Genomic DNA, 11,948 nt, shown 5'->3' with positions numbered 1-11,948 from the left:
AGTTCATGTCACAAAGATCTGAACTAGGACAAAATGCCACTATTTTAATGCGTTTAACCTGTGATAAAAGCGGCAGGAACATCAGTTTATCAAAAAACGTTACATTTGGCATATAGACAGGAAACGCCATGAATACTGAAACGCTTACTCCTGATGAACAAGCGCGAGCCCAACATCGGCTCGAATTTGCCCGTGCCTGGATGGCCCGGAAGCGGCAAGAACAGCAGGAAATGATTGAAAATTTTCATACCGATCCAGCAATCATAGCTGCATTTGAAGAATTAAAACGTCGCAATACAGAACGTGGAACAACCATTATCGAGTTATAATTTTACTTTTTTTGGTGGTCCACTATCGATTTACCTTTTTGAAACCCGCTTTGGTGCAGGCTATGAAGTAAAATTCAAGCCTAGTGGGTATTTGGTCGATAATCCAGAATTTGAGGCTCTTGTCTTTGAAATGGTCATTGTTCTGGCCGACAATCCATACGCCCCGAAGTTACCGCCCGTAGACGCACTTATGTCCGCCACGATTCGATCAATCGTGGCGGATTTCTTTAAAGCTCACGAACGGGTCGTCATTTATATTTGCGATGATTCGGACTCTAAAGCCGATTCACGCCGAAAATTATTCGATCGCTGGTTCGGTCGATACAAAACCGAAATCTTTGTCAAACTTAACGTACCCCTTGGTATCGACGAAGACGGTATGGCTTATTCAGTTGAGCTAATTTCCCGGTTTGACAATCCACATTTCATGCCTATCTATGAGTCGTTCAAGCGAACGGTTTCCGGCGAAAAATAATACCCTCTTTGACCATCCCGCTTTTTTTCTAACTTTCCGGCTCCTATCGCGTTCTACAACGAGCGTACTACCCTTTTAACCTATGGCAAAACGAAAAACGACTACGCCCCCGGCTCAGCCCGACCCGTCGACACAGCCCACCACCTCTGAACCAGTAATCGCAGAATCGGCTCCAGCCGAAACGCCAACACATACTGACGGCCCTTATTCCCGCTTCACTGATTTCGATATTCATCTATTTCGGGCCGGGAAACACCAGCGGCTCTATGAAAAATTTGGGTCACACGTTGTTGAACACAATGGTGTTATAGGCACCTACTTCGCCGTATGGGCTCCTTCGGCCCGTTATGTGGCCGTTATTGGCAACTTCAATGGTTGGGATAAAGGCAGTCATTCCTTAAATGTTCGGTGGGATTCGTCGGGTATTTGGGAAGGGTTCATCCCGCACATTGGCAAGGGCGAAACCTATAAATACTTCATCGTTCACGAAAGCGGGCGAGAGCTGGAAAAAGGGGACCCATACGCCCATTGGTGGGAGGTTCCACCTAAAACGGCTTCTGTTGTATGGGATACCTATTACGAGTGGAACGACCAGGAGTGGATGGCTAACCGCCATACTAAAAACGCCCTCAATGCCCCTATCTCGGTTTATGAGATGCACTTATCCTCCTGGCGACGTGACCCCAGCAACCCCGAACGCGAGTTGAGCTACAATGAAATTGCCGACGCGCTGGTGCCGTATGTACAGGACATGGGCTTTACGCACGTTGAGTTCATGCCCATTATGCAGTATCCCTATGCACCCTCCTGGGGGTACCAGATTACGGGTTACTATGCACCTAGCAGCCGCTTTGGTACGCCACAGGATTTTATGCAACTCGTTGAACGATTGCACCAGGCAGGCATTGGTGTATTTCTGGACTGGGTTCCCTCTCACTTCCCCGGCGATGCACATGGCCTATACGAGTTCGATGGCTCACACCTGTACGAACACCCCGACATGCGGAAAGGCTATCACCCCGATTGGAAAAGCTATGTCTTCAATTACGGCCGACCAGAGGTACGCTCGTTCCTGCTCAGTAACGGGCTGTTTTGGCTCGACCGCTGCCATGCCGACGGACTCCGTGTGGATGCGGTTGCATCGATGCTCTATTTAGATTATTCCCGCAATGCGGGTGAATGGGAGCCGAATGTGTTTGGAGGCCGCGAAAACCTGGACGTTATTTCGCTCATTAAAGAATTGAACGAGGCCGTTTATAAAGAATTCCCGGATACCCAAACTATTGCCGAAGAATCAACTGCTTTTCCGGGTGTATCAAGACCGGTTTACACGGGCGGATTAGGCTTCGGGATGAAGTGGATGATGGGCTGGATGAACGATACGCTCCGGTATTTCGAGCGCGACCCGGCTTTCCGCAAATACCACCAGGATGAGCTGACATTCAGCACGATATACGCCTTCACCGAAAACTTCATGTTGCCTCTCTCGCACGATGAAGTGGTATATGGCAAGCAGTCGCTGGTAGGTAAAATGCCCGGTGATGAGTGGCAGCGGTTTGCGAACCTGAGGCTGTTGTTTTCCTACATGTTTACACACTCCGGCACCAAACTATTGTTTATGGGTGGCGAATTTGGGCAAACATCCGAATGGAAGTTCGATACCAGCCTCGACTGGCATCTGCTGGAGCATGGTCCTCACAAAGGCATGGCCGCCTGCGTAAAAGCGTTAAATAAACTCTATAAATCTGAACCCGCGCTATACGAAAGGAGCTTCAGCCCTGATGGCTTTGAATGGATTGATACCACCGACCGCGAAAATACCGTAGTCACCTATTGCCGGAACGGCAACAATCCAGAAGATAGCCTGCTTATTGTGTTGAATATGACCCCCATTCCACGCTCCAATTACCGCATTGGCGTGCCTTCGGCGGGTTCCTACCAGGAGGTGTTTAATAGTGATGCCACTGAATTTTACGGTAGCGGAGTTGCCAATACCTCTCCTATAGCGAGCGAAGAGGCAACATGGCACGGTCGTTCACAGTCAATTCAGGTGAATGTACCTCCTTTGGGAGCTGTCGTCTTGAAAATAGTGAAGTAGTGAAATCGGTGGAGTGGTGGGGTACGTGAAGCGGTTATTAACTGCGCTTACTCCAACACTCCACTATCATTTTCCAGATCTAACAGCCTGATTTGTCTGCATGAAGAAAATACTTGTGGGTCTTTTACTCGTAGTTTCTGTCAACAGCTTTGCCCAATCTCCTGTTGCTACTCGGTTAAGTAGTGGGTATGATGTGGGCATGGCCTATTCAACAGGTCACTACAACCCATCACTCACTTACTTCCAGTTGCTCACCATTGGTGAGCGTAAGTTGTTCTCCCTCGGCTGGACTATGCGATTAGGGGCATTTTACGGCGACAATCTCAATTATTACACGGCTCCAGCTCGCCTGACACGCGGCAAAACAGGCTTTGGTGCACTCGGTGCCCCTTTGCTTGTTAACAACATCGATACCGTTCGATACGATTATGTGTCCATGACGTCGCTCAATGTTGGGATTCGGGCGCAGATTAATTTGGGGCGTGTTGTATTGGGAGCCAGTGCCGATTTAGTGGGACTGACTATCGGCAAATCACGGACGGGTCGCTATAAATCATCAACAGGGCAGTATGCGCTACGATCGGCCTCAGGTCAAGATTCGATCAATGTTTATTTTCAGGGGAATAATGTCTTTCAGCAAACATCCCCCAGCCATTTCAATGTACGCCTACTTGGCGATAATGACATTGGAACCATCGCCACGGAGGTGTATGTGCGTATTCGGCTAAACCAACGGGTTGGCGTGAAGCTAGGTTACCAATGGCTTACTACCGAAACCACCGCAGCCAACCGGAACGTAATTGCAGACAACAAACGTTTCCGCCACCGGGCTGGAATGGCGTATCTGGCGCTCACGTTTCCGATATTTCAATGAGTGAAAGAGCGAAAGAGTTAATGAGTAAATAACACAGACGGCTTATTAACTCTTTCGCTTTTTCACTCATTGATATTTTACACTTCTATCGGCTTCAAATCGAAATAAGTTTCAAAAACGGCGACTGCGGCTTCATTAGTGCGTGTCTGAAAATTATCGAGGTATTGATGCAGACCTGCTTTGAAGATATCGGCGGTTTCCGTGAACTCGATTTCGGTCCGAAGTTTGGAGAGTGCCCGTTCGGCTGAGTTTCCAAAGCCTTGTGTAATGTTGTTCCCCGAAATTTCGTAAAGCGACAACTCAGCCTGGCGAATGCAATGCGCAACAGCCCGAGGGAACATCTTGTCCAGAATCAGAAATTCCACAATACTGGAAGGTGTCAAGGCTCGATACTGCTGGCGGTGCATATTATACGCACTCACCGATTTCAGCACCGCCGACCAAATCATTAAGTCGATGGTAGACCCAACCAATTCAACTTCGGGTAACAGCGTAAAATATTTCACATCCAGAAAACGGGAGGTTTTATCAGCCCGCTCCAGAAACCGGCCTAGTCGGCCAAAATGCCAGGCCTCATTACGGGTAATCGTTGCGTCGATAATCCCATAAAAAAGCTGAATGCTATTTCGAATTTCCGTAAAAAAATGCTGGGTCTGAACCTCTTCCCACTGCTGTTTGGGCGATGTATCGCGCACCATCAGATAAAACTGGTTCAGATGCTCCCACATCTCTTTGGAAATAATTTCACGAATAGTCCGGGCGTTCTCGCGGGCATAACTCAGACAGGCCACAATAGAATTCGGATTACGCTTATCGAAGGTCATGAACTGAATAACATTCTCACGCGTAGGCTGCTTGTAATGTTCCCTAAATAGGTCAATATCAGCGGTTGCAATGAGCAATGGCTCCCACTGTTGATCAACATTGGGGGGCAGGTCGAGGGCAAGATTGAAGTTCACACTCATGAACCGGGCATAGTTTTCGGCCCGCTCAATGTAGCGATGCATCCAGTAAACAGAGTTGGCAACGCGGCTCAGCATAACGTATAAAGTTGGTATAAAACGGTGGATTACCAACAAAAATAGGGATTTTCGCTGGCTCAACAAGACAATATCGTCTACTAAGACTTAATCACAAAACAATCATTGCTTAAAATTCGATTTTGCTTTAGTAACAAACTTAGGGTAGACTATATAAAAATTAGCTTCTAAGATACACTAAGAGGTTAGAAATGCCTTCCTTATCCCTTATACAGACAGGAACATCTTTATTTCTTAGTTACGCAACAACATGACTTATAAACTGTATTCAATACTCACCGTTGGTCTGCTCCTCAGCACGTCCTTACTTGCAATGCCAAAGCCCAATCAGCCCAAATCAGGTTCGGCCAGATCAATCCAAACCGCTCCGAGCACTAAATTCTACGAAGTCCGGATTTACCACCCAACGCCGGGTAAATATGCCGAAATTGTAGATCGCTTCCGGCAGTACACTACCAAGATTTTCGAGAAACATGGGATGGAAAATATCGGCTACTGGACCCCCACCGATACCACCAACAAAGAACTAATCTACATTCTGGCCTACCCCAGTCGCGAAGCACGCGATGCTTCCTGGAAAGCCTTCGGTAGTGATCCCGAGTGGAAAGCAGTGGTAGCTAAAACCGAAGCAAATGGTAAACTAGTCGATCATGTCGATCAGATTTTCATGACCGAAGCCGACATATCGCCAAAGCTTAAATTAAGTCAGAAATCGCCCGAACGAACGTTTGAATTACGCACCTATACATGCACGCCTGGCAAATTGCCTAATCTGCTCTCGCGTTTCCGCGATCATACGATCAAGCTTTTTAGCAAACACGGCATGACGAATGTAGCATACTGGGTTACGCAGGAAAAAGATCCGGCCGTACAACCTAAGCTGGTTTATATTCTGGCCCATCCCAGCGAGGCCGAGGGGAAAGCACATTTCGAAGAATTTCGTAAAGATCCAAAGTGGATTGCGGTTAAAGATGCATCTGAAAAAGAAGCTGGTGGTTCGTTGACAACTAAAGTCGAGTCGATCTACATGAAACCAACCGATTATTCGCCAATTAAATAACTCGGGCAAACAACCCAATTTATCAATCGGTTTCATAACGTAAACAAACAACGTTATGAAACCGATTGATCGTTTAGTTACTACCTTACTCGAAAACCCTGTGCAGTCTACATTATCGCGACAGGATTTTCTTCAACTTACAGGGCGTGGTTTGGCCGTTGGCGCATTAGGCAGCACCCTCGCATCGTGCGAAAAGAAACCCGAAGCCACCAACTCAGCTTCCTCAACAGCCAGTACACCCAGCGGCCCTGTTCCAAAACTCCCCGCGACCTCCCCGCCAGCTACAGTCCCCGCCGACTCCAGCAAACCCATTGAACTGGAGCAGATTAAAGCCAAAACAGAACAGCAGGAAGGCCCTACGCCTACCCCAATGTCCGAAGATAAGCGCGTTGGCTACGCACTCGTTGGACTGGGTCACCTGACGCTAAATCAGATTTTGCCCGCTTTCGGGGCTTGTACAAAATCGAAAGTTGTAGCGCTGGTGAGTGGTAGTCCCGAAAAAATGCAGAAAGTAGCCACGCAGTATGGCATCAAAAAAGAGAGCTGCTACAGCTATGCCGACTACGACAAACTACGCGACAACAAAGAGGTACAGGCCATTTATATCGTGCTTCCCAACGGCATGCATGCCGAATACACGATTCGGGGAGCGGAGGCCGGTAAGCATATTCTGTGCGAAAAACCGATGGCCAACTCAGTAGCCGAATGTCAGGCTATGATCGATGCCTGTAAAAAAGCAGACCGTAAGCTCATGATTGCTTACCGGATTCAGTACGAGCCCCATAATAAGATGGTTCGCGACATGGTTCAGAAAGAACAGTTTGGCAAAGTAAAAAGCATCATCGCCAACAATGGCCAAAACTCCGACAACCCGAAACACTGGCGGTTTAATAAAGCGCTGGCCGGAGGTGGCTCCTTACCCGATGTTGGCCTGTACTGCCTGAACACAATCCGGTTTGTGCTGGCCGAAGAACCCTCGGAAGTTATGGGCTATGTGCACAGCACGCCCAATGACCCCCGTTTCAAGGAAGTGGAAGAGCAGGTAAACTGGCTTATGAAGTTCCCAAGTGGTATACAGGCCAGTTGTGCAACTAGCTACGGTCATCATGACGATAAGAGTTACCGAGTGCTGGCCGACACAGGCTGGATTAAAATGGACCCTGCCTTTCCTTACACAGGCCTAAAACTGGAAACAAGTCAGGCTCAGGGTACCGAAAACCAGATCATTCAGCACAACATTGCCGATAAAGACCATTTCGCTACCGAGATGGATCACTTTTCGGAATGTATTTTGGAGAATAAAAAACCGTTTACGCCCGGCGAAGAAGGACTTCAGGACCAGAAAATCATGGAAGCTATTTACCAATCGGCACGCGATGGAAAGCCGGTAAAATTAGCTGCAGTCGATAAGAAAGACGCGTTTCGGAGCGAGGAGCCTAAAGCTGCCTAATCCTGTCTGAACCGGGATTGAACTGATTTTAGGATTAAAGTTGATTTTGCTTTAAAAGATTCGCTTCAAAGAAGCGTAACGCAAAATCAACTTTAATCCTAAAATCAGTTCAATCCCGGTTCAGATGACCACAAACTCCACTCGTCTATTCTTCTTCCGGTTCTCTTCGTTAGTATTGGGTGCAATAGAATCGATGGGGCCGCGGCCAACGGCTTTCAGTCGACTTTTGGCGATGCCTTTGTTAACCAGGTAGTCGATAACTGCCTGACATCGGTCGCGGGAGAGTTTTACGTTTAGATCGAAATCGCCCTGGTTATCGGTATGCCCACGTAGTTCGATTTGCATGGACGGGTTTGCGTTCAGCACCTCCGCCAGTTGATCCAGCTCGGCGTTGGATTCGGGTCGTAGAACAGGGCTACTTTGGTCGAAATAGATGTTCTTAAGCGGGATGGCTTTCCCCTTTTCAATCGGACCAAACGGCCTATTTGTAACGGCTGGCATCTGTACGTTGCTGGGGAGAACAGGCACCTTTAACGCGGGTTTGGCAGCCGGGGTTTCTACGTAGGTCGTCTTCGCCGATTTAACCACCGCTTCGGGGAGTGCCTGGGCCTGGGCGACATCGGGTGCTTTTTTGGGCGTCAACATCACGCGTGCTTCACTTTGCACACTATCCAGCCTGATGGACTTTGTAAAATCACCATAGCCCGTAGCCGAACTAGTCAACTGGTAGATTCCCCTACCCGGCAGGTCCGTTTTAACCAGACCGGTCGTTGAATCGGGCGTTAACAAAAGCGTTGTCCTGCCAGCTTTGCCTGAGATCGTGAAATGGGCATCATGGATCACTTTGTTGGTCCGACTATCAACTGCCCAAACGGTTAGTTTAATAGGAGCCGGGTCTAACTGGGCATCAAATTCATACCGATTACCCGCCGACGATACAGCAATCGTCATACTTCGAAAAACGGTTGTATACCCCTCGCCACTTACCTCAATAGCCAGCACATCGGGCGTGTTAAACACACGTTCCAGACGCCCGTTTGCCAGCGCAAACTGCTGCGTTTTGCCCGTTGCTCTGGAAGTTATTTGGGCAACAGCTGACGTCATAGGCTTACTAATGTCAACGGCAAAAGCTTTGACCGTCAGAATGCTGGGTTTGGCATTGCGCCCAGAGTCAGCACGAAGAGCTGTTACTGGCCTAACACTGGGCGAGGCTTTGATACGTGAATAATCGACTTCCCTACTTTGGGCCATACCGGATTCAGCAAACAGTAAACAGACTACTGTTGCCAACACTATTTTTCCATTTGGGAGAAACATCCGTTGCCTGTTTAATTACCCACCACTCAACCTCTAGCTCAATGATGCGCGGTGGTCGATACCGGCGGGTTGATCATGATGTGCGCTCTATGCGTACCGGGGTCCATAATCCAAGGCATACCGGGCGCTTCGGGCTTTAGGGGTAGCCCCGTACTTTCGGCAGTCGCGTAGGGAATGTATACCACATAACGCAGGTAACCATCCTTCACCTCGCCGGTGGTGGCATCGAAGTCGCCGTCTTTCGCAGTATAAGAGAACAAAGTCGATGGGTGCGTTGGCATCATTAACTTCTTGTCTTTCACTTCCTGCTCGCGCATCGCCAAAATCTCGGCAGGCTTTTTACCCTCTTTTTTCAGGATTCGCCCCCGCTCCATAAATGGGTCCAGATCGCGGTGATAGCAGGACACACTTAGCCCTTTCTGGGCAGGATCATCGGCTAAGCACACAAGCTCGTTGGTGCCTTTACGCAACACAACAAATTCATTTTTAGGCGAATACCCATAAATCGTGGCTCCGTCCCGCTTGTCGGCCGGAGCGGCCAGAACAGCTGTTTTTATCTGGACATCGGGAGCCGGTATGGTGGGCGTTTGGGCTAACACTAGTGTTCCCTGTACAGCAAGGATCGTAAGAAGGGTAATTTTCATGGTTGAAAGTAATTTAGGATTGATGGCGCGAGGCTAAACAGCAACAGCGCACCCACATTGATCAGTAATGAAATCGGCATTGTATAATATGCAGTCGTTCAGCTTCAGCCCGATAAACGAGTCGATGCTCGTCAGTAATTCGGCGTGACCAGAAGCCTGATAGATTTTCTTTTAATGGCTCTGGCTTTCCTTTACCTTCAAAAGGCGTCCGCAGACATTCCTTAATGAGTTCATTAATACGTCGGAGTACAGTCTTATCTGTCTGTTGCCAATAGATATAGTCTTCCCAGGCATCTTTATCCCACGATAAATTCATCGTTATTCTTCGATCAGGCCATGAGATTCAAACTCGCCCCGATTTGCCCGATCAACCGCATTCATCAGTCGATTTCGGTTCTTTTCTGAACTTAGCAATTGAAGCGTTTCTTTCAGCGAATTATACTCTCTTAGAGAAATCAATACAACATTTTTGTTTTCACTTCGATTGATGATGACCGTATCACCATCATCGCTAACCTGATCGAGCTTAGCCTTCATGGAACGCCTAAACTCCGTATAGTTGACAACTTGCATAAATAACAATCTATTATGTACAATTTTACGTACTTATTTCGACAACTTCAACTAGTCGCTCCTTACTGATACCCCCGCGCCTGCAAACCAAACAACTCGGCATAACGGCCATCTTTTTCGAGTAATTCGTAATGGCTACCAATTTCAAGCAGGGTGCCATTTTCCAAAACCAGAATTCGATCAGCCATGCGTACGGTGCTGAATCGGTGTGAGATAATTACTGATGATTTTCCGTCCGTCAGTTTACCAAAACGCTGGAAAACTTCGTACTCAGCGCGGGCATCGAGAGCCGCCGTGGGTTCGTCGAGGATGATGAGCTGAGCATCCCGCATGTAAGCCCGGCCCAGCGCGACTTTCTGCCACTCGCCCCCCGATAGTTCGACACCTTTGCCAAACGAGCGCCCTAATTGCTGATCATAGCCCCCAGCCAGTTTAGCAATCACCGTATCGGCCAGGCTGCGTTGGGCTGAGGTTTCGATACGGGGTTGGTTGGTCCGTTCGTCAATATCACCCACAGCAATATTCACCCCCGCCGACATTTTAAAGCGGGTATAATCCTGAAATATGACGCCAATGTTGCGCCGAAGCTCCATCAGATCATATTCGCGAAGGTCGTAGCCATCGAGGAGTATCCGCCCCTCGGCAGGATCATAAAGTCTAGCCAGGAGTTTGACAAGTGTGGTTTTACCAGCTCCGTTTTCGCCAACAAGGGCCAGTTTTTCGCCTGCCTGAAGTGTGAACGACAGATTCCGCAACGCCCATCGTTCGGAGTTTGTGTATTTGAATCCAACGTTCTCGAATACAAAACCTTCCCGAATCGGATTTGGAAAGGCGCGTACTGTTTTGGGTGAGTGAATCAGCGGCTTGATGGCGAAGTAATCGAACAAATCCTGCAAATAGATCGCTTCCTGCGTGAGGCTGCTGAATTGAAGCAGAATACCTTCCAGTGAACCCCTTACCTGCCGAAACGAACCGGCCAGAAACGTTAGATCGCCAAGCGTTATCTGACCCTTAACGGCGCGCAACACAATCCAGACGTAAGCCCCGTAATAGCCTGCTGTTCCCAAAGCCGTGAGTAAAGTGCCCCAACCTGCCCGACTGATGGCCAGCGCCCGATTTTTCAGATAATAGCCCCACGACAACTCCTTGAATCGGTCGATCAGGAACCCGGATAAGCCGAAAATTTTCACCTCTTTGGCCGTTTCATCACTGGCACCGATGTACCGAAGGTAATCGAGTTCCCGACGTTCGGGTGTCCAGGAGCGCGATAAGGAATAACTACGTTGATTGAAGTAGTTGTCGCCAATAAACGAAGGCGTAACCGCGACCAGAATCAGTAATAACAACCATGGATTGTAGACCGCCAGTCCAGCCGCCAGGAAACCCACCGAAATCAACTCCTGTACCTGCCCAAACACGCCGGAGAGCAGCACCGTCCGGCCAGTCGTCTGGCGTCGGGCGCGTTCGAGTTTATCGTAGAAGGTAGCATCTTCAAACTGTTCCAGATCGAGCGTAGCCGCGTGTTCCATCAAGCGAATGGAGGTTTGATTAGCGAACAGATCGCCCAGCAAACTGTCCATTAGGGCCACTGCCCGGCCTAGTGCCGTAGAAAGAATAGCCAGCCCAAATTCCGCCCCAACCAACCACCAGATATACTGCGTATCATCGGTAGACGTATGTTTTGAAAGCGCAACAACCTGATCAATGATAAGCTTACCAACGTAGAGTGTAGCCGCCGGAATAGCGGCCCGAATAAGCCGTAGAGCCGCATTACCGAGAAATAAAGCTGGTGATACTCCCCAAACAAGTTTAAAAAATGCGGGCAGGTTACCCAATGCCGCGAAGCGTTCGCGCCAGCTTACTTCGTCCTTAGTATCAGCGGGTTTAGGGCGTGGAATTTCAGATTTTGCCATATCTAAAAAGACAAGCCCAGTGCGGGATTAGTTCATCTGGCTTTGCTTTCTAAATGCGATTGCATTGCTACCAATCAGTTCCCTAGTAGCTTGAAAATAACCTATTCTTCATCACCAATCATTAGCACTGCCTCCTACGTTAAAACTATATCAACTTGCCGATATAGTCACTTTT

Annotated in this window: 12 protein-coding genes; 6 read left to right on the top strand and 6 right to left on the bottom strand. The window is 48.5% G+C overall.

Translation table 11 applies throughout. The features are described from left to right. Positions 1-128 precede the first annotated feature (128 nt). The 4 genes from ACYVGO_RS35580 (at position 129) to ACYVGO_RS35565 (ending at position 3,776) form a co-directional block, all read left to right on the top strand. Positions 129-329, top strand: coding sequence for a hypothetical protein (locus ACYVGO_RS35580; protein WP_460973438.1), 201 nt, complete (start codon positions 129-131; stop codon positions 327-329). Further along, positions 304-804, top strand: a complete 501-nt coding sequence (locus ACYVGO_RS35575; RefSeq protein ID WP_460973437.1) for a DUF6169 family protein — start codon at positions 304-306, stop codon at positions 802-804. Before ACYVGO_RS35580 ends, ACYVGO_RS35575 begins: the two co-directional genes overlap by 26 nt. An 82-nt stretch (positions 805-886) precedes the next feature. Continuing rightward, positions 887-2,902 (top strand): 1,4-alpha-glucan branching protein GlgB, encoded by a 2,016-nt coding sequence (gene glgB / locus ACYVGO_RS35570; RefSeq protein WP_460973436.1) that lies wholly within the window; start codon positions 887-889, stop codon positions 2,900-2,902. A 100-nt stretch (positions 2,903-3,002) separates the two neighbouring features. Then, on the top strand, positions 3,003-3,776 hold the full coding sequence (locus ACYVGO_RS35565; RefSeq protein ID WP_460973435.1) for a hypothetical protein: 774 nt from the start codon (positions 3,003-3,005) through the stop codon (positions 3,774-3,776). Positions 3,777-3,853: 77 nt separating this feature from the next. Here ACYVGO_RS35565 and ACYVGO_RS35560 read toward each other — a convergent pair whose 3' ends face one another. After that, positions 3,854-4,816: an alpha-E domain-containing protein gene (locus ACYVGO_RS35560; RefSeq protein WP_460973434.1), complete on the bottom strand. Its 963-nt coding sequence runs from the start codon at positions 4,814-4,816 to the stop codon at positions 3,854-3,856. 250 nt (positions 4,817-5,066) lie between these two features. Between ACYVGO_RS35560 and ACYVGO_RS35555 the strand changes: the two genes are divergently transcribed. Continuing rightward, complete coding sequence (locus tag ACYVGO_RS35555; RefSeq protein ID WP_460973433.1) at positions 5,067-5,876, top strand: NIPSNAP family protein; 810 nt, start codon at positions 5,067-5,069, stop codon at positions 5,874-5,876. Positions 5,877-5,931: 55 nt separating this feature from the next. Next, positions 5,932-7,326 (top strand): Gfo/Idh/MocA family protein, encoded by a 1,395-nt coding sequence (locus ACYVGO_RS35550; protein WP_460973432.1) that lies wholly within the window; start codon positions 5,932-5,934, stop codon positions 7,324-7,326. 120 nt (positions 7,327-7,446) lie between these two features. Here ACYVGO_RS35550 and ACYVGO_RS35545 read toward each other — a convergent pair whose 3' ends face one another. The 5 genes from ACYVGO_RS35545 to ACYVGO_RS35525 all read right to left on the bottom strand — a co-directional run bounded on the left by ACYVGO_RS35545 (position 7,447) and on the right by ACYVGO_RS35525 (position 11,773). After that, a complete protein-coding gene (locus tag ACYVGO_RS35545) occupies positions 7,447-8,643 on the bottom strand; it encodes an OmpA family protein (protein WP_460973431.1) in 1,197 nt (398 codons plus the stop codon). 38 nt (positions 8,644-8,681) lie between these two features. Then, entirely contained in the window at positions 8,682-9,287 is a 606-nt protein-coding gene (locus tag ACYVGO_RS35540) for a hypothetical protein (RefSeq protein ID WP_460973430.1), read from the bottom strand. A gap of 61 nt (positions 9,288-9,348) precedes the next feature. Then, positions 9,349-9,603, bottom strand: a complete 255-nt coding sequence (locus ACYVGO_RS35535) for a Txe/YoeB family addiction module toxin (RefSeq protein ID WP_142775237.1) — start codon at positions 9,601-9,603, stop codon at positions 9,349-9,351. Between the two features lie 2 nt (positions 9,604-9,605). After that, entirely contained in the window at positions 9,606-9,860 is a 255-nt protein-coding gene (locus tag ACYVGO_RS35530; protein WP_142775238.1) for a type II toxin-antitoxin system Phd/YefM family antitoxin, read from the bottom strand. A 62-nt stretch (positions 9,861-9,922) separates the two neighbouring features. Beyond that, positions 9,923-11,773 carry an ABC transporter ATP-binding protein gene (locus ACYVGO_RS35525; RefSeq protein ID WP_460973429.1) on the bottom strand — a complete coding sequence of 617 codons (1,851 nt, stop codon included), beginning with the start codon at positions 11,771-11,773 and terminating at the stop codon, positions 9,923-9,925. Positions 11,774-11,948: the final 175 nt, after the last annotated feature.

It is taken from the genome of Spirosoma migulaei (genome assembly GCF_054776855.1).
The sequence above is the reverse complement of the archived record's forward strand: the minus strand, read 5'-3'. Positions and strand labels throughout refer to the sequence as shown.

What these genes read in the sequence shown, in the direction of transcription:
- ACYVGO_RS35580 (WP_460973438.1), top strand. Translation starts at nt 129, where the DNA reads ATGAATACTGAAACGCTTACTCCTGATGAACAAGCGCGAGCCCAACAT.
- glgB (WP_460973436.1), top strand. Translation starts at nt 887, where the DNA reads ATGGCAAAACGAAAAACGACTACGCCCCCGGCTCAGCCCGACCCGTCG.
- ACYVGO_RS35565 (WP_460973435.1), top strand. Translation starts at nt 3,003, where the DNA reads ATGAAGAAAATACTTGTGGGTCTTTTACTCGTAGTTTCTGTCAACAGC.
- ACYVGO_RS35560 (WP_460973434.1), bottom strand. Translation starts at nt 4,816, where the DNA reads ATGCTGAGCCGCGTTGCCAACTCTGTTTACTGGATGCATCGCTACATT.
- ACYVGO_RS35555 (WP_460973433.1), top strand. Translation starts at nt 5,067, where the DNA reads ATGACTTATAAACTGTATTCAATACTCACCGTTGGTCTGCTCCTCAGC.
- ACYVGO_RS35550 (WP_460973432.1), top strand. Translation starts at nt 5,932, where the DNA reads ATGAAACCGATTGATCGTTTAGTTACTACCTTACTCGAAAACCCTGTG.
- ACYVGO_RS35545 (WP_460973431.1), bottom strand. Translation starts at nt 8,643, where the DNA reads ATGTTTCTCCCAAATGGAAAAATAGTGTTGGCAACAGTAGTCTGTTTA.
- ACYVGO_RS35540 (WP_460973430.1), bottom strand. Translation starts at nt 9,287, where the DNA reads ATGAAAATTACCCTTCTTACGATCCTTGCTGTACAGGGAACACTAGTG.
- ACYVGO_RS35535 (WP_142775237.1), bottom strand. Translation starts at nt 9,603, where the DNA reads ATGAATTTATCGTGGGATAAAGATGCCTGGGAAGACTATATCTATTGG.
- ACYVGO_RS35530 (WP_142775238.1), bottom strand. Translation starts at nt 9,860, where the DNA reads ATGCAAGTTGTCAACTATACGGAGTTTAGGCGTTCCATGAAGGCTAAG.
- ACYVGO_RS35525 (WP_460973429.1), bottom strand. Translation starts at nt 11,773, where the DNA reads ATGGCAAAATCTGAAATTCCACGCCCTAAACCCGCTGATACTAAGGAC.